Consider the following 20,476-nt stretch of genomic DNA (forward strand, 5'->3'; position numbering starts at 1 on the left):
CAGATGTGACTATGACCGTTGGTTATCTTGAGCTCATCGTTCCTCAGCCGCCCGTTTTATCAAATCTTCAAGCCACACCGGATGATCAAGGCCTAGCCGGGGCACAGGTTGGCTTGTCTGACAATCAGACAACCGGCAAGTTCCTTAAACATCGCTATAGTCTTGAAACAACCATTGTAAATGAAGGCGGCGATATTGCTTCAGCTGCAAAACAGCTCTTAGAAAAAACACCTTATCTAATAATCAATGCACCGCGCGAGGCCCTCATTGCGGTAGCCGATCTTCCAGAAGCAAAAAACGCACTCTTGCTGAATGTGAGTGCACCAGACAATGCCCTACGCAATGACTCATGTCGCGTGAATGTTCTGCACACACTACCCTCTCGTTCAATGCTGTCTGATGCCTTGGCACAATTTGCTCTCAAAAAACGATGGACCAAATGGGCGATGCTTTATGGTGTGTTGCCGGGGGATCTTGCATTTAAAGTCGCGCTTGAGAAATCCGCCAAGAAATTTGGCATAAAGTTTGTTGCCCAAAAAGAATGGCTTTATACTTCAGATATGCGGCGCAACGCCTCTCAAGAAGTCCCCCTCTTCACACAAGACCTACCCGACCACGATATGCTGATCATCGCCGATGAGCCGGGAGACTTTGGGCGCTACGTACTTTACAATACATGGTTACCAAGACCAACGGCTGGATCTGAAGGTATTGTTCCCACGGCTTGGAGCCCATCGGTTGAACAACATGGCGCTGCTCAACTCCAAAAACGTTTTCAAAAACAAAAAGCCCGCCCAATGCAGGCCATAGATTTTGCTGCCTGGGCCGCAATGCGCGTGATTGGTGAAGCTGTCACACGCACAAATACAAATGAGCTACAAAAAATTCGCGATTACATATTGTCTGACAAGTTTCAATTAGCTGGCTTTAAAGGCCGTCCATTGACCTTTAGAAAGTGGAACGGCCAATTACGCCAACCCATTCCGCTCTCCCATTCACGCGCAGTGATTGCCAACGCACCATTGGAAGGTTTTCTGCATAAAAACAATGAACTTGATACTTTGGGGTTAGATATACGTGAATCGTCATGCACATCTTTTACGGAGTAATTCATGTCACAATTTTTAAGACAAACAGCCTGCCTTTTGATAAGCACCGCCCTCTTAACAAGCCCCGTTTTTGCAGATGAAATCTGGGTGACCAATGAAAAAGACGATACCATAAGCGTTATCGATACCGACACTTTGGAAGTCACCCGCACCATAGAGGTGGGTGAGAGACCGCGCGGGATTATTTTTTCGCACGACTATTCAGTTCTCTACGTCTGCGCCTCGGATAGCGACACAGTACAAGTGATTGATCCTGATACTGGCAAGGTGCTTCACGAGTTACCCTCAGGCGAAGACCCTGAACAGTTTATTTTACATCCTGATAACCGGCATCTTTATATCGCCAATGAAGATGATGCGATCACCACCGTTGTCGATACCCAAACACGCACAGTCGTTGCTCAAATTGATGTTGGTATCGAGCCGGAGGGCATGGCTGTTTCACCTGATGGCAAGATTGCAATTACAACCAGCGAAACCACTAATATGGCCCACTGGATTGATACCAAAAAACAGGCGATTATCGCGAATTCATTGGTCGACCAGCGCCCACGTCACGCAGAATTCACCCACGATGGCTCCGAACTTTGGGTAAGCGCAGAAATTGGCGGCACGATCACTATTTTTAATACCGGCGATCAAACCGAAAAAGGAAAAATCAGCTTTAAAGTAAAAGGCGTTCACCCCGACCGGGTTCAACCAGTAGGCTTTGAAATGACCAAAGATGGTCGTTATGTTTTTGTGGCGCTCGGCCCATCAAACCATGTGGCCGTTGTCGATCAAAAAACCTATGAGGTGGTGGATTATATCCTCGTCGGTCGCCGCGTTTGGCACATGGCATTCAATGGCGATGAGAGCAAACTATTTACAACAAATGGCGTGTCAGGCGACGTCACGGTTATCGGTGTTGAAAGCCTAAAAGCAGAAAAAAGCATCAAGGTAGGACGCTTCCCTTGGGGTGCAGCCTTCAGACCGAACTAGGAATAGATGGATAAACCATCCGTTTTTTGCTAAGAACACGATCATGAAAATCATCCAAAGAAGATCACAATCGACACGATCAAAAACCACTTTAGGCCTTTTGCTGGCCGTGTCATTGTCCCCATTGCTCTTGGGGCCAGTCACGGCGAACGATAAGATCGAGGATGACCCGGGCGGCGTCTTAAACCCTGAAGAAATGACATTGCAGCAGTCGCTAGCCCGTGCATCGCGCGGGGATGTCAATATGGTTATCTGCGCACAAGGCTATTTGATGACCAAAAAAGGCGACCATAAACAGGCACGCGAGCTGTTTGAGGCCTGCGCTAAAAAAGGCTGGACCGGCACAATGACGTGGATGTCCTATATGGATCAAAATGGTTTTGGTGCCGATGAAGATGCCAAGGCCTCAGCTGAATGGGACCGCAAGGCAGCTCAGCTTGGTGATCCTATTGGTGAATTTAATTATGGCCTCAACCTTCTGCGCGGTTACGGCGTTAAGCAAGATGAGACGCTTGGAAAAACTTATGTTGATCGTGCCGCAAAGCGCGGCGTGAAGGCTGCTATAGAATTGCGCGAAGGCAATTATGATCCAGAAGTCGTGACGCCGGATGCCGACAGTTGGAAGTTCAAAAAACGAGTATTTTAATCCAACGATCAGTTTAATGCGAATGCATTAATTTCCAATCGTCCCACCAACATCACTCAAGGCTTCAGGCGTATCAAGATCGAGGGCTGCCGCCTTCCCTATTTCCACCTCGGCAATCATCGCTTCGTTTTCACCGATCAAATGTCGGGCACCTGTATCTCCTTGAATTGATTTCAACGCATCAAAAAACCGTCTAGACCACAAAACGGGATTACCGCGTTTGCCGTTCGATGTGGCAACAGCTGCGTAAATCGTCTCGTTTTGATCATAAGCATCAATCATCAAATTAAAAGCCTCACTCGTCACAAATGGCATATCACCAAGAGCGATGAGAGCTGCATCGGCTGTGCTATCCAAAGCGTCAATCCCCGCACGTAGCGATGTAGAAAGACCATCTGCAAAATCAGAGTTATGGACAAAGCGAACAGCACAGCCATCCAATGCCTTTTCAACTTCATCATGCATATGACCGGTCACAACGACAATCTCATCGATACGGCTTGAGGTAAGATTTGAAACAACATGGCGCACCAGTGGTTGATCATCCAATTGTGCAAGCAGTTTATTCGGGCCGCCCATCCGTGTGGATCGCCCCGCTGCCAACACAATAGCGCTCACCTTTTGGCTTGTATCGTCCTCATCCACCAAAACATTCTCCCTTGGTTGAGGACGCGAGGTGATTTCCATCAGCAATCCACCAACACCCATCCCCATAATATCATCACCAGTCACTGGAATATTTGCCAGCAACCGATTCAAAATCCAGTCAAAACCATTATGCGCAGGCGAACGAGCACACCCCGGCGCGCCCAACACTTGCACATCGTCTAACGCACCCAAGAACAAGAGATTTCCCGGGTCAACCGGCATTCCAAATTGATGCAAAGTGCCACCCGCGCGCGCAAGACCCTGCGGTACAACATCATCACGGTCTACTGTTGCTGAGGCGCCAAACAGAATAATCAAATCAGGCTTTTCCGCCAGTGCCTTTTGTAATCCAGCCTCAACCGAGAGGGCATCATGCGCAACACGAATTTCACGAGTAAGCACTGATTTGCCAAGCTTCAACCGCTCCTCAAGAACACGGGCCGTCTTATCCATAGTGGAAGGCTTAAGTATCTCCAACACCGTGGATACCAGCACGACACGCTTTGGCACAAAGGGGTGAAGCACCACCATCTCGCCTAGAGCTTCCGCTTTTGTCACGGCTTGTTTTGGCGCAGCAAAAGGAATGATTTTTACCGTTGCCACCATGCGGTTCTCTTCAACAACCGAATAATTGGGCAGGCTTGCAAAGGTGATAGATGGATCGAGTTGATTGAGTGCATTCACCTTCGGTATATCCGCTATCATCACTCCGCTCTTACGCGCAAATAAATTGACCCTGCCTGTAAAGGGTGGTTCCACACGAAGGCCAGTGCCCGCAACCGTCTTCCCGATCAGTTTTGCTGCCTCAGCCTCATGCACATCATCTGCACTCAATTGCGCCACAACAACGCGCAAAATATTTTCAAGCCTTAGGATTTCAATATCTGAACGAGATAAAGGACGGCCCTTTTTAAAACGAAAGGTTTTACCTTTTAGAGAATGAGCAAGAATGCAACCTTCAGCCTTCGTCGTTTCAATCTCACCAAATATCACGCCTTACCTCGTAAGTTAGCAATCACACTGCCCAGAACGGCAACCGCAATTTCTGCAGGACTGGTTGCCCCGATATCAAGACCAATCGGCGCGTCGATACGGGCCAACTGATCATCACTCACGCCGCTTGATCGCAGCCGAGCAATTCTCTTTTCATTGGTCTTGCGCCCGCCCAAAGCCCCCACATAAAAGCACCCAGCATGAAGAGCAGCTTCAAGCGGCACATCATCGATTTTTGGATCATGAGTAAGAGCCGCGAGCGCCGTATAGGAATCCAGCGGCTGATCGTTTAAAATTTCGTCCGGCCATTCAGCATGAAGCGTTACATTGGGAAATCGCTCTGGACTTGCAAAGGCCGTGCGCGGATCAATCACGCTCACATCAAACCCTGCGGCCTGCGCCAATCCTACCATATGCTGCGAAATATGAACTGCGCCAATAATAACCAGCCGTGGTGGCGGCAGATAAACGGCAAGAAAAACCTCGCCCACTGATCCCGATTTACCAGACAAAAAACGAGCATTCAATTCATCATTCAATGGCTCATCATCAGAAATCTCGCCGCGTACAAAAAGCCGTTGTCGTCCCTTACCCGATTGCGAGCCATCCGTCATATCGGTCGCAACAATCACAGCAATGCGCTTTGAGCGCATTTCATTCAATCGAGAAAGAAGTTCAAGCTCCATCTTATGTCACCCGCTCAAGATAGACGGCAATTTCACCACCACAAGAAAGCCCAACCTCCCAAGCGGTTTCATCTGCAACACCAAACGACAAAGTGCGAGCTTGACCATCGGCAATCACATCCATCGCCTCAGTGATCACTGACCCTTCAACACATCCGCCAGATACAGAGCCTTCAAAATTGCCATCGCCGTCAATCACCAAATGTGCCCCAACCGGACGCGGTGCAGAGCCCCATGTTTTGATCACGGTCGCAAGCGCCAGCGCACGCCCATCCCGCTTCCATTGCTCAGCAATTGTTAGAACATCAAGCCTGTCTTTGCTCTGCATCATCTTCTCCTATGCCGCCAGCCATGCCTTGGGATCATGGCGTGTCATGCGTGGCTCTGACAAGGCAGAACACAAATCAGCCATCGCATCAATGCTATGGATCGCCCGAAAGTCATCAACATGGTTCAACATCGCCCGAATGCCCTGCGCGCGAGCCTCAAAACGATCATAGCGTAACAACGGGTTAAGCCACAAAAGATGACGGCAAGAGCGATGCAAGCGGTCCATCTCATGGGACAATTCATCCACACCATCACGCTCCAACCCATCGGTTATCATAAGCACAATCGCCCCTTGCCCCAAAACGCGGCGTGACCAATCGCGATTAAAGCTGCGCAAAGTAGAGGCAATCCGCGTTCCCCCCGACCAGTCGAGTACAGCATCGCTGACGCCATCAAGTGCCTCATCAGGGTCCTTCATCTTCAATTGGCGGGTCACATTGGTCAGTCTCGTGCCAAACAAAAACGTATGAACACGACGGTTTTTCTCTGCTAGAGCGTGCAGAAAATGCAAAAAGATACGCGAATATTGGCTCATTGATCCCGAGATATCACACAAGGCCACGATCGGCGGCGGCACATGTTTTGGCGCAACAAATTGCGGCAAAAGAAGATCTCCACCTGAACCCATAGATGTACGTAAGGTGGCGCTCATGTCCAGCTTGATTGTGTGATGGGAACGAGCAAACCGTCGTGTCTTGATATTATCCACCGGCAATTGAAGACCTGCAATCTGACGCTTTGCCTCGCTCAGTTCATCAACCGTCATTTGCGCAAAATCTTTTGTGCGCACAATATCCTTTTGCGACATCGTAAAGCGTGCATCAACCTCGATCTCCGGCACGATATCATCATCATGCTTCTCATCCGGCTGGTTGAAAAACGCATCTGACACCCGTGTCGCACCTGCTTTTGGTTTTTCCTTGTCTTTTTCTACGCCTTTGGTAACAGGCGACAAGATTTGCAGCATTTTTTCAATCAAATCGCGTTTGCGAAAGAACAAATGAAAAGCCTCATGGAACACAGCTGAATGATCGCGGCGTTTGACAAAATTTGCATGTAATGTCCAATAAAGATCATCTCGCGAACCAAGCCCACCCACCTCAACAGCCTTAACCGCCTCCACCACGGAAGAAGGCCCAACAGGCAAACCTGCGCGCCGAAGCGCACGGGCAAAATGCGCTATATTTTCAGGAAGAACGCCAGCCATCAAGCCCTACCCGGCCTGTGCAAGATTGCGCGCTTCTTCGATCAGCCGCGCTGCTTCGCTACCTTGTATTTTCTGAATATCATCTTGATATTTTAGCAAGACACCCAGTGTATCGGATACCATTTCAGGGTCGAGTGCTGCTTGATCTAATTCAGACAAAGCGGTTGCCCAATCCAGCGTCTCTGCAACGCCCGGATTTTTGAAAAGCTCCGCATAACGCAAGCGCTGAACAAAGGCGACGATTTCAGCCGACAAGCGCTCTCCCGCACCGGATACCTTACGCTTGACGATATCAAGCTCATTTTCAGCCGTTGGATAATCCACCCAGTGATAGAGGCACCGCCGTTTCAAGGCATCATGAATTTCGCGGGTGCGGTTTGATGTGATGATGACGATCGGAGGCTCTACCGCCTTAATGGTCCCTATTTCCGGCACACTAACCTGATTTTCCGCCAAGACCTCCAGCAAATAAGCCTCAAAGGCCTCATCAGCCCGATCCAGCTCGTCAATCAGCAAAATCGGTGCCTTTCCATTGATGGAACGCATGGCACTCAAGATAGGCCGCTCGATCAAAAATTCTTCGCTGTAAAGATTTTTCGCGAGGGCTTTTTTATCCGTATCACCCGTAGCTTCAGACAGGCGAATTTCCGTCATCTGCCGGGCATAATTCCACTCATAAACGGCGGAGGAAACATCAAGCCCTTCATAGCACTGCAGACGGATCAGTGGGCGAGCCAACGCCTCAGCCAAGACCTTGGCCACCTCGGTTTTGCCAACACCCGCCTCGCCTTCAAGGAACAGAGGGCGTTGCAATTTCAACGCAAGATATAAAACGGTCGCAAGCGCACGCTCAGTCACATAATCAGCCCCTTTAAGAAGGGCCAATGTGTCATCAATAGATTGGGGTAGTTGTTTTGCCATGAAACGCCTTTTGATTGTGTTCAAGCCAATATTCCACATGAAGCGATTATAGGCCTAAGAATAAAAAAAGCACGCTTTCGAAAAAGCGTGCCTTCATATTAATATAAGATCGTTCTCTTAGTTCGCTTGAGCCAACTGTTTTGGCAACTTAAAGGTCCAAAGTGTACCGCCTTGATTAAGGTAGCTGACGATCTTGGCAACCTCGCCGCCCCATAGCGGAACCGCCCCGCCCCAACCTGAGATAACAGAGACAAATTGTTCACCATCTTGTTCCCATGTAATAGGCTGTCCGACGATGCCAGAACCTGTTTGGAATGACCAAAGCTGTTCGCCTGTTTCATCATCAAATGCGATGAACTCACCTTCTGGTGTACCAGTGAACACAAGGCCACCAGCAGTGGTCATCACGCCAGCCCAAAGTGGTGCTTTGTTTTTGTATTCCCACTTAACGTCACCCGTATCTGGATCAATCGCTTTCAGGCTACCAATATGGTCTTCATAGTTTGGCTTGATCGTAAAACCAGACCCCAGATAAGCCGCACCCTTTTTGTAGGTAACAGGCTCATTCCAAATATCCATGCCCCATTCATTAGATGGCACATAGAAATTGCCGGTATTTTGGCTGAATGACATTGGCTGCCAATTCTTACCGCCAAGGAAAGAGGGAGAAGAAAAAATTGTTTTCCCTTTTTTACCGTCAGCTGCATCCGCCGGATTGCCCGGGCGGTTTTCTTCATTGAAGAGCGGACGACCATTCTCATCGAGGCCTTTTGCCCATGTAATATCTTTCACGAAAGGCGCCCCTCGTACGAACTTACCGTCTTCGCGGTTCAACACATAGAAGAAGCCGTTACGATCTGCTGTTGCAAAACGTTTGTTACCTGTACGGTCTGTATAGGCCACCACCTCGTTCACGCCGTCATAATCCCAACCTTCGCGCGGTGTGGTTTGGAAATGCCATTTGATTTCACCGGTTTTAGGATCAATCCCAATACGCGATGCTGCATAAAGGTTATCTCCTGAATTATCGTCTTTCGGCGTGCCTGCATCCCTCAAGTGACTGTTCCATGGCGCAGGATTACCAGCACCAAAGACCAATGTATCGGTATCAATGTCATAGGAACCACCAAGCCAAGTAGCACCACCGCCAGTTTTCCAAAGATCGCCAGGCCATGTAGCGTTGAGTGTGCCGGTTGTGGTGGAAGGCTTGCCGTTTAAGGTGCCTACGTGACCTTCTATCACAGGACGTGACCATACAAGATCACCCGTGTCAGCATTGCGGGCCTGAACTTCTCCGACAACACCAAATTCGCCACCTGAGTTACCCGTAACAACCAGACCATTAACAATCAAAGGCGCGGCGGTATAAGAATATCCTGCTTTGTAGTCGGCAATTTTCTTGCGCCATACCACATCACCTGTTTTCAGATTTAGCGCAACAATACGTGCGTCCAGTGTGCCAAAGAATATTTTATCTCCATAAATGGCGCCACCACGATTAACAACGTCACAACAAGGTAAAATACCCTCTGGAAGCCGGGCATCATATTGCCAGAGTTCCTTGCCTGTTTTTACATCAATCGCATACATGCGAGAATAAGAACCGGTGATATACATCACGCCATCATAAATCAGGGGTTGTGTTTCTTGACCACGTTGTTTCTCGCCGCCAAGCGAAAATGCCCAAGCAGGGGTTAGGTTCTTCACATTGCTTTTGTTGAGTGTTTTGAGAGGGCTATAACGTTGTAGGTGGCGGCCCATGCCGTTGGTTACAATTTGTTTTGTATTGACCTGATCATTTTGCAAATCAGTTTCCGTCACATCAGCATTGGCAACACTAATCGCCATGGCAAAAGCAGTTGTTGTTAAAAATAATTTTTTCATTAAATCCTCCCAGATTAAAATCAAACTAATACAAATGATAACTCATTTGGAACATTTGTGAACCCATTTCCACGCATATAATTCTATAAATTACTAATTAGACCCATTGTGATGGATTGAAGAGAACCATATAAAATTACAGCGTAACAACATCACCAACGTTATTTATAAGGGTCACAGAATTAACCCCATCAGCACGCGTCGCGATCTCTCGTATTTTGGAAAGAGGCGCATGGCAAAATGCCGTTGACAAAGCGTCTGCTGTGGTTGCCGTTTTCGCCTCAACACTGACCGTCGACCACAAAGGGGCACTCCGCTTGTGGGGATGGAGAATATGTGACTGACTGTCTGTCAAACGCATCGCTGCCGGACTTGATGTTGCGATAGCGTTATTATGCAATGTTCTATGACCAATGGTGCCAAATACCGGATCAGCAATGCCGAGTTTCCAAGGACCACCTATAGCGCTGTATTCGCCCATATTGATGAGTGTTTTTACAACCCCTGCCGCCACCATCTTTTGCTGAATTAAATCGGTCGCAAAGCCTTGAGCAATTCCATTGAAGGTTAAAGCTTGGCTCGCACCAAGCGTGATATGGTTCCCCTCGCGTGTGACCTTATTCCAGCCGACAAACTTGCTAAGCGCATGGCCTGAACGCCCCTCGAAAAGCGCCTTCCATAATGGTTGAATGCTCGGGTCAAACAATCCATCAGTTTGCTCAAAAGCAACATTAATCGCATCTAATAAATCGTGGAAACGACTATCCGGTTCATTCAAAAACCCATCACGGTTCAACCGTGACAAAGATGAAGTGTCCTCATAAAGACTGAAGAGCTTTGTGACATCACGCAAAACAATTTGCGTCTGCTTGACAACCTCATTGAAAACACCTTCATCACCATGCAGGGTAATTTCGCACTCCGCGCCCAGCGCACGACCGCGCCAGCGATGTGTCTTAGCAACTGCGGCAGAAGGTAGAACTGACGCCACACCTGCGATCATCAAAAATCTGCGTCTGGAAAGTGTCATAAAGCCTCAAGTTCCTTGCCAGTATTCACCAATTTATTTTTTCGATTTTTTCCAAAAAGAACAATTGGGACACAACGATTTTCATCATCATAGATCGTCACACAATCAAGGCATTGAAAGCATTCATTATAGTCAATTTTTCCAGATTTTTCGATCGCACCATATTGGCATTGGACCTTGCAAAGTTGACACGGACTACCGCAGGCCTCACGGCGTTTAATCCAGTCCCGACCACGCAAAAGCCCGCCTATTGCCATGAAAGCCCCTAGTGGGCAAATGTAACGGCAAAACCCTTTGAATAAGACTGCGCTGAACAACAACAACCCAACCGCATAGGCTACATAATACCATTCACGCACAAAATAGACTGTGATCGCTGTCTTAAACGGTTCTATTTCCGCCGCTTTATCAACGTGATCAGGAGCGATGAAAACAATTGCCACCAACCCGGCTAAAATGACGTATTTCAAATATTTCAGACGCGCGTCCCACTTTACAGAAGGCTCATATTGCGGAAGGTGTAACAATCGACCGATATGATGAGCAAACTCCTGTAGCGCGCCAAACGGACAAAGCCAGCCGCAAAATAATCCACGCCCCCATAAAACAAAACCAATAATGGTAACGCCCCAAATCAATAGAGAGAACGGATCATAGATAAGGAAGCCAAAACTCTTGCCCTCAAATGCCGTTTTGATTGTGCCAAGCACAGTCACAATTGACAATTGTCCCTGCCCCCACCAGCCAATAAAGCCAATAACAAAAGCCAGAATTACAAGCCGAATAGGCGTGAAATATTGATGGCTGGCGAGCGGATGCATACGTGTTAAAAGCATGCCCGAAAGCCCCAGTAAAAAGAGACCTGCAATGACAAGATCAGATTGACGATTGCGAAGTGCATCCACCCAAGGTGGCACCGGCTTAACTATCTTTTCTCGCACAAAAAAACGTTCATCCGTTGCATGCTGGACCTCAAGAAAAACACTACCAATCTCTGGACGAAAAACACCGTGCTCTCTGACAGCCTGTATTTTTAAAATCAGTTCACTTGTAGGATCAAAACCAAGCCGCCTGTCCGTTCGCAAAATAAGCGACACGCCGTCATGTAAACTATCCGGCACAGCATCATTTAATTGTGCCTCAATATCTGAATCCCGAAAGCCGACAGGAAGCCCATTTTGTTCCGCAGAAATCCAGTCCGGTGAAGTATTGCGGACAAATTCGTCTGACACCAAACCATGCCGTCCCGTCTCAATAACAAGCAGCGGCTCGTCGTGATCAGATATGGTCATGAATTCTTGTAATTCAGCAAAGCCATCATCCGACAAAACAGCTTTCGCAATCGATGGTGGGCCAAGATCAACCACCCACAAATCAAGATAGACTTCATCTGGATTATCGAGCGCCTCTTGGTCGTCATCCTCCCAAATGGTGCCCTCAAAAGCTTTATTGACCTGCTTATTCAGATATGTTTTGCGCGTCACCAAGCCTTGCTCAACCAGCCCGTCCCATGACAAGTCTTCTGTATATTCAACATTAGGACTGGCTGGTGGCGACGTGGAAACGCCCTGCATCTTTTCACGAGCAACAGACAAAGTGGCAGCTAGAACGCTTTCGTGCGCAATACGAACGCTTGCGGTTGCCTTGGTCACACCATCAAGATAAACGAGAGAGCTGGCAGAGGATCCTTCACCATAGGGCGTGCCGACCACCATGGATGAGGAAATCGAGTGCCCCCGATATTGCTCAAAAAATTTACGAAATGGTGCTTCGCCAAGACCAGAAACAAAAATCGGTTCATTGTGTGAAAGAAGTTTCACATCCAGAAAGTTACCATCAAGATCAAGCACTACAAGAATATTGATCGCTGCGCCAGAAAAACCAGGTAAAGGCGCTAGAGGCTCAGTCTCAAATACAAAACCCGTATGTGCCCCACCTGAATTTAAAAGCTCCCATACGCCCTTGTCATTGACCAGTTCACCAATGGAAAAGGGAGCAAATACATATTCAGATAAAATTTCTTTAGAAAGCGGCTCGCCAACCGCGCGATTTGCCATAACTGTGAAGCTTAAAGCTATCATAGTTAGGACAATAAATCGCAAAATCCCCACAAAACCCTCCCTGTGCTCGACTTCCTTCTACCATTGAAAATGAGTCATGACAATTAGAAGGGAAGAGAGGGTAATGTGGTTTATTTCGGGTCCAGCCTTAAGAGCTTGGGTCGCCATCATAATCAACAACATCCACCAATTCGCTGGCCTTATCGCGGTTTCCTGCGATGTCATTGAGTGAGAGAGTATCTGCCTTGAAACTGCCCCAGCTTTGCACGCGCTTGGACGCTTCAACGCCAGGTTTTACCGGATATTCAAAATTGACTTCCGCATAGAGACTTTGTGCCTCATCTCCAGAAAGCCATTCCATCAACTCGATAGCCGCATCTTTGTTTGGTGCATGCTTCGTGAGCGCCATGCCAGAAATATTCACATGTGTTCCACGGCCATTGCTGTTTGGAAATAGAATTTTGACCGATTCAGCCCATTCTTTTTGCTCCGGCTTTTTCTCGTTTGTTTGCATCAAACCCATGTAATAGGTGTTGCCAAGTGAAATATCACATTCACCCGAATAGATCGCATTCACTTGCGCCCTATCGTTTCCTGTCGGCTTACGTGTGAGGTTGTCTTTTAAGCCTGCAAGCCAAGTCTTGGCGCCCTCTTCGCCACCATTACTGATGATGGATGCAAAGAGACCAAGATTATAAACATGCTGACCAGAACGGGTACAGATTTTGCCTTTCCATTTTGGGTCAGCAAGTTCTTCATAGGTAATCTCGTTTTGAGCCACACGATCTTTAGACGCGTAAACAACACGGGCACGTGTTGTAAGACCGAACCAATGGTTTTCCTCATCACGGTATTGATCAGGAATATTGGTATTAAATATCTCGTTAGAAACAGCCTGTGTTACGCCACCTGCTTTTGCGCCATCTAGTCGGCTTATATCAACAGTCAAAATCAAATCAGCGGGCGAATTTTGACCTTCAGCTTTAAGGCGCTCAACAAGACCTTTCTTCGCAAAAACAACATTGGTTTTGATACCTGTTTTCTCTGTGAAAGTCGCCAATATAGGCTCAATCAACTGCGGCTGACGATACGAATAAATATTAACTTCAGCGGCGTTGACTGCACTCGCACATGTCGCAGCAAGTAAAGCGGCGATGCTTATTTTGAAATTCTTTATCACTTATAGTGTCTCCGATTGACTGATAACTCGCGCACTTAATGAGGTACGTTGGAGCGCACAGTCTAATATATGAGTAAATTAGTCAAGTTAAAAATTAGAATTTTCTAACACACCATAAGCTATGCCATTAAATCAAACCAAGCGCCTTGCGGATGACAGGAAGGCGAGTGCGGCTAACAGGCACTTTTTCCAGCGAAGCGATAGTTTGAAAAAAGCAAACTCCATTATCTTTTTTACGTTCAAAACCACTCACATGGTCTGGATTCACAAGGTAGGAACGATGGGTCTTTACAAAACTTGTATCCGGCAAACGCTTTTCCGCTTCCGATAAAGACCAAGAACAAAACAGCTTCTCATCCTTGCTATAAACAATGGTGTAATGCCCCTCGGCACGAATGGCCGCGATGTCACTATATGCGATAAAGAACGTTTTCCCATTCTTTTCATAAGGAACCTGAGCAGAGCGCTTTGCGGCGGTATCTGCGACAGGTGTCGCATTATCTAAAGCTTCATCGCCGCCCTCATTTTCAAGTGACAGAATGACTGCTGGTTGATGGCCACTAGAATGAGCTGTCACTGCCGGAGAAAAAGTTGCGGAATTTAACAAAAAGGCACCACAAATAATGAATGAACCAAGTGTCACGATATAAGCCAGAGTGTCATTGCTGATGAACCGTTCTGCGGTTTCAATGGCTTCAATCACAATAAACCGCGTACCCGCCATTGCGACAAAATGAACGGCAAAAACTGCAAATCCAAAGAACAAAGTACCATAAATAATATTCTTGCGATTGCGCTCGCTATAGGCGACCCAAATAGCGCCAATACTCAAGGTAATTGAGGCAACGAAAGCAATCAAAAGACCGAAAAAATCATAAACCGGCAGGCACCTTTCCATACCGGACATGCCCGTATAATGCATCGCAAGAATACCAAGACCAATAATTGACCCAGAAATTATTTTCGTCGCAGTAGTCCGCACTCTGAAGTGCAAAATTAACAAGGCAACGCCCACAACAAGGATCGCAATCAAGGCCGAAAATAACGTAGTAAGCGTGTCATAATAAAACATGATTGGCAGTTGCAGTCCAAGCATGGCCACAAAATGCATCGACCAAATACCGCCGCCCAATGTCACCGCTGCATAACATACAGCACGCTTTCGCCGATCAATGCTCATAGTGGATGCACCATGCAATATCGACAAGCCAGTAAAACCCGCCATCAAAGCGATCGCGAGTGAGGCAACAACAAGCCAATAGTTATGCGACACCTCAAGCAAACAAGTTCCTCCCTTAACAGCTCAATCTCTACCAACTATAAAGAGTAATAGCATCTTATTGAAGTCATCAGAATGTGTACAAGAAAGAGGATCAACAGCCCTCACCAATTGAATAGTCAAAAAACGAAAAAACAGTCATTTTATCTAATAAAACAGTGGTTTTGTATGAAGATAATAGCTCATTAAATTACAAATCTACCGGATTTATTTTTCCATCTTCTACACTAAATACTTGATCAGCATGGTCAATTGAACTCATTCGGTGAGCAATTATAATAGTTGTACGTTCTGCCATAAGATTTGACATGGCCTCTTTTACAATAGATTCAGATTTATTATCCAAGGCTGAAGTGGCTTCATCGAGTATGAGTATAGGTGCGTTTTTAAGAAGTGCTCTAGCAATTGCTATCCGTTGACGTTGCCCGCCCGAGAAATTGCTCCCACTCTCGGCTACTATGGTATTAAATCCATCCGGAAGCTCATTGATAAACTCAGATATATAAGCAGCCTTTGCCGCGACTAAAATTTCTTCGTTACTCGCACCAATTTTACCCAGCCCAATATTATCAGCGATCGTTCCTGAAAATAAATGCGTCTCTTGTCCTACGTATGAAATTGCATCCCGAAGTTGTTCTACGGGAACAAGTTTTATGTCTTTTCCATCAATCTCTATTTGCCCAGAAGACGGTTCATAAAATCGTTGTAAAAGAGAGAAAACCGTCGTCTTCCCTATTCCAGATTCACCTATGAGTGCCGTGACTTTTCCCGCCTGCGCCACAAAAGAGGCATCATTCAATATCTGCCTTTCTTTGGAATAACCAAAATTTACATTTCGAAATTCTACTTTTCCTGCTACTTGGGAAATGTCCAAATTTTTTGCATCAGCAATGATGCCCTCTACCTCGTCAGCATCTAAAAGCTTGTATAGTTTTGCCACAGCTTTAAGTGGCCTTTGCAGATTCGTGTGCAATCGGGCCAGTCGCTTTGCCGGCTCATAGGCTAATAAAAAAGCCGCAATAAAAGCCATAAATTCGCCCGGAGCGGTTTCGGATGATGTCGTTTGCCAACCCGCATAAAGTAATACGAGGCCTATCGAAACTCCCCCGAGCGTTTCCATTAATGGACCTGTCGATGCTTGAACCGACATTACCCTATTTGCTTTGTCTTCCAAGCCGCCTGCGGCCTTTTGAACTCTGGCTTCCATTTCATCTTCAAGCCTAAAGGATTTGACAGCCTTAAAACCATGTAATGCATCTTGAGTTGCCCCCACGACAGCATCCATCGCTCCAATTTCATCAGAAGAAATACTTCTAAGTTTTTTTACTATTGATGAAACGCCTAGCAAGGCCGGAGGTAACACCAAAAATGCGACCGCTGTTAGAACTATATCTTGAGACAACATAACCCCAATAAGAAGTACCACCGTAATCAGATCCCGCCCTAGTGTCGTCGATATCATTATAAAAACTTGCTGAGCAGAACGTGCATTTTGAGAAATACGCACAATGAATTCCGATGTATTCTTCTTTGAAATGTAACTCACTTTCATAGATAAAATTTTAGAAATTAAACGCTTTTGAAACTGGCTGGTAATAGCGTTGCCAATCTTGGCCAACAATACAGTATAGCCATAGGTCGAAAGACCTCTGATTGCGGAAACAAGAATTATGATGACCGCAAAACCACCAATCAAAGAAAGCTCTTGAGACACAAATATCTTATTAATGATGTCGCGCATTAACCACGCAGTAACTGCGGTGGATAATGCAGCAAATGCCATAAATATAATGCTCAAAAAATAAGTCTGCTTATGATTCCGAAAGTTTTCTCGGAATAAGCGGACAATTAAATGTCTTGATTCGTTATCAAATAACTTCAAGATGAATGCTTTCGAGCTTTAACATCAATAGACAGTTATTGAGCCTCAAGATGTTTCTATTGCTAAGGTTACTTTAGGATCTATCATAAAGATTCGATATTCGACCCATTAATCCTTGAATTCGTCCGTAAGACCAGCCCATAGCGCGGATGGATATAGTCAAAGATGCAATTCCGTATATTGGAAAAATGAAAAGCAAGATTCCGGATAAAAATTTTAATAAAGCAATGCCAAGCGTCGTCGCTATACGAAACAAACCAGGCTCCAAATGCTTCATATTGTAATGGTTGAGTGATTGTGATGCGGCGCGAAAAAACTGATATCGTAAGGATAAGCGGTTCACATCCTGGACTTCATAAACAATTGCATTCTCATTCCACGCTATTTCGCACCCTACTTTTTGAGCTTCCTTGAAAAATAGAGTATCAGAACCACCAGTGTATTTTAATGCCTCATCAAACCACACTTGGTTCTGTTTTTGCCAACGTAAATCGCAAAGCCAATTGTTGGTAACTATGGTGTACTTTTTACCACGTTTAGCTGCTTCGGCAGTACGCCGCATTTTCCTGACAGCCCGCTGCTGCAGACTCTTATTTATAAACTTTTGCCAAGACGTTGCTCCCTCAACGGCATCAGCAACAAAAAGAGGACCACCAACTAAGTCTGCTTGGTATGTTTGCCAAGTAGACACAATTTCTTTTAACCAATCTGCTGCAACAAACTCATCATCATCAATGAAGCACAACAAATCTGCTTCTAATTCAAGTGCCATTTTAATGGCTTTGTTACGTGCAAAAGGTATACCTTTTTGAGGCTCGTGGAAGCACTTTATTGAAATGGGACTAGGGTCTAACGTTTCAAAAAAATTGCTTTCTTGAACCACGCCGTCCAGTGAGTTGTCTATTATACAGATAAATAATTCTGTATTATCCGGAACTTCTAATGCCTGAATAGAAACTACCGCTTTCAATAGATTAGATCTATTACCAGTGGTAATCAACGATACAGCGATTTTTAGTAATTTGGGGGAAGATGGCTGCATTTAATTTTTGACCATCCATAAATTATGTTCAGTTTTCACAAATAACTCATCAAAAGTTTTATCCCATTATAACGGATATATTTATTGTTATTAAAAATAATAGGATGTCTTTAGGTACATTTTGTATGGATAATACATCTCTAGTTGCTAAGCAACATTTGTCTAGGCCTGACTGAATTTCCAAAACGGTGCAATTCCAAAATACTGGTCAAATATTAAAGGTTCTTCTTCCTTCTTACCAAATGCTGGCGACTGTTGCGCAAGCCGGGCAGTAATATTTGTTAGCGGCAACAATCGCGGCGTATAAAAAGGCTCGACTTGCTTCAACGTCCAACCACGTTCACTGTCGCTTGATAACCGTTCAATTGCGGTTGCAAGGCGAGCGCCCGCTTCGCTACTCCATGGTTTTAAGCCTGCACTTTCAAGTATTGTAAATAAATTAATCCAACCTTGTAAATTGAACGTCGCATAGTGTTGGCTCATCGTTCGGGCATATTCGAAAGGTTGCCTGCCATCTTTTTCAATACTAGCTATTATCCTAGATTGGGCCCTATGATTGATCTGCTGCAAATCTTCAAATTTCCCCAAAAACGCGGCAAAAGCAGCAGTTTGCAGATCATAATAGGTTCCATGATTATTCATCTGCGCGCTTTCGCTTTTTCCACTCGGGCTTGTTTTCAGCCAATTGAAAAAGTGATCACACCAATCCTGCACACCAACAATAACGTTCTCATCGTTTAGCAGTTTGATCGCATCCAGAAAAAAGTAGAAATCCTTTGTTTCTATTATTCCCCTTCCAGTCCCACGATTTTGGTTCTGCCCCATACGCACTTGTGCAAAATCCAAATGAGGATTCATCTTATGCTTCGGCTCTATAAACCACGTTCTTACCAGTAACAAAGCATGTTCTTTATATTTGACGTTTGGCTTCACTGCGTTCGCAAGAGCTAAAACAAGCGTATCTTCAAAAAGCCGCTGCAAGCGCGAGCGATCATATGAATCGCTACCCTGTCCATACAGTTCCGTACCAAGCACACGCTCACCATCTTTGTAAATATAAGGTAACCCCGTCTTAGTGTTGGGGTTAGGCCACCAATAAGGTGCTGCATGGAAATAGTCATGCAAGTTTCCACTTGGACCAGGGTTTGGTTTATCAGTGACAGAATATGGCCCTCGCATCAGCGCATCGTCTGCCATCTTGAAAAGCACCTGTTTGCTAGCCTTACAATTTTTCAGCGCCTCCAAATCATAGAAAGAGGGTTTTGAAGAGTTGAAAAAAGATGCTTCTTTCTCCAGCCTATTTATATTTGAAATTATAGAATAGGTGCGAGTCTGACCTCGCTCAATAAAAGCAAGTTTGGTGTTTTCTTCTAAATGGCATTTTCCTGAGTACAAACGTGAAACCCAACCTGCCGTGCCGACACGGTGCCCCTCGTTACTGACTCGACGCTGTTCCATGTCATAAGGATATAACTTCCACTTGGACCAAGGGCCTTTAACACCAAGCGCCACCAATAGCTCTACTTTCGGTCTTCGGCCGTAGGGATGTATTGGGTTAAACGAGAGGCTAGCATCCTTGCGAAATATTATTTGCGGCTCTTCCGTTAAGTTTGGAACTCTGTCAACGTTTAAGGCTTGCTGATTATCTAAAAGCCTCTCCATAGGAACGGTAAAATATCGATTATGTCCCTCTTTTTTTACCTTCTTAACAAGGCTTTCCCACCCCTGCTCCGTAAAAAAACAATTTCCGTCAAATGGTAATGACCATTTTGCATTAGATCGACATAATTCTAAGGCAAAATTTCTAGCATTATTACTATTCATTGCGTAATTATTTTTGGAATTGTAGGTCTGAACGATTATTCTATCGCGGTCAGCTGACGGTAAATTATCTAACGTTCCATCGAAGAAAACAGAACTATCCGGGACATTTTGAAAGTCAAACCCAATACGCTTAAATCTATCTTGATCAAACGGTATACGCTCGTACTGTTGATCATGTTTTTCTAGCAATGCTATTAAACGACTTTCAGTATCGTGAGATGTTATTCGATTCAGCACCCACATTTTTTTACAGTTGGTTAAATGCGGTTCTTGCTCCAATGTAAATTGTAGGTTTTTATAAGTTTGGCCATCTTCATGACGAGGCACTAAATCGTTACCAATTATTCTGCAAAGAGCAAAATCATCTGACAAATTAGAATAATACTGCTCAACACTCCGCTTGATTATTGGCTCAGCAATAGACGAAAGACTACCCGCTAGCTCCGAGATCGTGCCTATAGGCTTTAAATTTTCAGGTACCGAGGGTTTTTCTGCGAACTTCCCAATGCCTACTCGTTTAAAAAAATATTTAGCTTTTGAAAATAGCTTTGTTCTTATTTTTTTAAAATATGAACCCCATCTCTGCATTGGATTTTTCCTATATATCATCTTTAATTTTATATAGGAGAAGTCCTCCTTCTTTAGGCCAGATAGTTTATACAACAGCCTGTATGCTCACTCCCCAAAATAATACTATGTGAGCAATACAAGCAAGGTCATTATCTGAGCCCGCAGTTATCGTTATATAATCGCTTAATTTGAGTATTACTTCAG

At 45.5% G+C, this 20,476-nt stretch carries 16 protein-coding genes; 3 read left to right on the forward strand and 13 right to left on the reverse strand.

Annotation, left to right across the window (positions count from 1 at the left end):
* Window positions 1–11: 11 nt before the first annotated feature.
* From ABJ081_04090 to ABJ081_04100, 3 genes are read left to right on the forward strand one after another with little or no spacing between them, the layout of a single operon-like run.
* Entirely contained in the window at window positions 12–1,109 is a 1,098-nt protein-coding gene (locus tag ABJ081_04090) for an ABC transporter substrate-binding protein (protein MEP6355842.1), read from the forward strand.
* A 3-nt stretch (window positions 1,110–1,112) separates the two neighbouring features.
* The gene (locus ABJ081_04095; GenBank protein ID MEP6355843.1) at window positions 1,113–2,090 is read left to right on the forward strand and encodes a YVTN family beta-propeller repeat protein; all 978 of its coding nucleotides are present in this window, start codon (window positions 1,113–1,115) and stop codon (window positions 2,088–2,090) included.
* Between the two features lie 43 nt (window positions 2,091–2,133).
* On the forward strand, window positions 2,134–2,736 hold the full coding sequence (locus tag ABJ081_04100; GenBank protein MEP6355844.1) for a tetratricopeptide repeat protein: 603 nt from the start codon (window positions 2,134–2,136) through the stop codon (window positions 2,734–2,736).
* Window positions 2,737–2,763: 27 nt separating this feature from the next.
* Here ABJ081_04100 and ABJ081_04105 read toward each other — a convergent pair whose 3' ends face one another.
* The 13 genes from ABJ081_04105 to ABJ081_04165 form a co-directional block, all read right to left on the reverse strand.
* A complete protein-coding gene (locus ABJ081_04105) occupies window positions 2,764–4,377 on the reverse strand; it encodes a molybdopterin-binding/glycosyltransferase family 2 protein (GenBank protein MEP6355845.1) in 1,614 nt (537 codons plus the stop codon).
* Window positions 4,374–5,063 (reverse strand): XdhC family protein, encoded by a 690-nt coding sequence (locus tag ABJ081_04110; GenBank protein ID MEP6355846.1) that lies wholly within the window; start codon window positions 5,061–5,063, stop codon window positions 4,374–4,376. Before ABJ081_04110 ends, ABJ081_04105 begins: the two co-directional genes overlap by 4 nt.
* A gap of 1 nt (window position 5,064) precedes the next feature.
* Complete coding sequence (locus tag ABJ081_04115; GenBank protein ID MEP6355847.1) at window positions 5,065–5,394, reverse strand: XdhC family protein; 330 nt, start codon at window positions 5,392–5,394, stop codon at window positions 5,065–5,067.
* 6 nt (window positions 5,395–5,400) lie between these two features.
* Complete coding sequence (locus tag ABJ081_04120; protein ID MEP6355848.1) at window positions 5,401–6,600, reverse strand: VWA domain-containing protein; 1,200 nt, start codon at window positions 6,598–6,600, stop codon at window positions 5,401–5,403.
* Between the two features lie 6 nt (window positions 6,601–6,606).
* Complete coding sequence (locus tag ABJ081_04125) at window positions 6,607–7,521, reverse strand: MoxR family ATPase (GenBank protein ID MEP6355849.1); 915 nt, start codon at window positions 7,519–7,521, stop codon at window positions 6,607–6,609.
* A gap of 117 nt (window positions 7,522–7,638) precedes the next feature.
* The gene (locus ABJ081_04130; GenBank protein ID MEP6355850.1) at window positions 7,639–9,405 is read right to left on the reverse strand and encodes a PQQ-dependent methanol/ethanol family dehydrogenase; all 1,767 of its coding nucleotides are present in this window, start codon (window positions 9,403–9,405) and stop codon (window positions 7,639–7,641) included.
* A 136-nt stretch (window positions 9,406–9,541) separates the two neighbouring features.
* On the reverse strand, window positions 9,542–10,435 hold the full coding sequence (locus tag ABJ081_04135) for an FAD:protein FMN transferase (GenBank protein ID MEP6355851.1): 894 nt from the start codon (window positions 10,433–10,435) through the stop codon (window positions 9,542–9,544).
* On the reverse strand, window positions 10,432–12,492 hold the full coding sequence (locus ABJ081_04140; protein ID MEP6355852.1) for a 4Fe-4S binding protein: 2,061 nt from the start codon (window positions 12,490–12,492) through the stop codon (window positions 10,432–10,434). Before ABJ081_04140 ends, ABJ081_04135 begins: the two co-directional genes overlap by 4 nt.
* Window positions 12,493–12,643: 151 nt before the next feature.
* Entirely contained in the window at window positions 12,644–13,657 is a 1,014-nt protein-coding gene (locus tag ABJ081_04145; GenBank protein MEP6355853.1) for a Fe(3+) ABC transporter substrate-binding protein, read from the reverse strand.
* A gap of 145 nt (window positions 13,658–13,802) precedes the next feature.
* A complete protein-coding gene (locus ABJ081_04150; GenBank protein MEP6355854.1) occupies window positions 13,803–14,948 on the reverse strand; it encodes an MHYT domain-containing protein in 1,146 nt (381 codons plus the stop codon).
* A 196-nt stretch (window positions 14,949–15,144) separates the two neighbouring features.
* Window positions 15,145–16,836: an ABC transporter ATP-binding protein gene (locus tag ABJ081_04155; GenBank protein ID MEP6355855.1), complete on the reverse strand. Its 1,692-nt coding sequence runs from the start codon at window positions 16,834–16,836 to the stop codon at window positions 15,145–15,147.
* A gap of 73 nt (window positions 16,837–16,909) precedes the next feature.
* On the reverse strand, window positions 16,910–17,878 hold the full coding sequence (locus tag ABJ081_04160; protein ID MEP6355856.1) for a glycosyltransferase: 969 nt from the start codon (window positions 17,876–17,878) through the stop codon (window positions 16,910–16,912).
* A gap of 162 nt (window positions 17,879–18,040) precedes the next feature.
* Complete coding sequence (locus tag ABJ081_04165; protein ID MEP6355857.1) at window positions 18,041–20,290, reverse strand: alginate lyase family protein; 2,250 nt, start codon at window positions 20,288–20,290, stop codon at window positions 18,041–18,043.
* Window positions 20,291–20,476 lie beyond the last annotated feature (186 nt).

Source organism: Hyphomicrobiales bacterium, assembly GCA_039989895.1.
Lineage (GTDB): Bacteria > Pseudomonadota > Alphaproteobacteria > Rhizobiales > JACESI01 > JACESI01.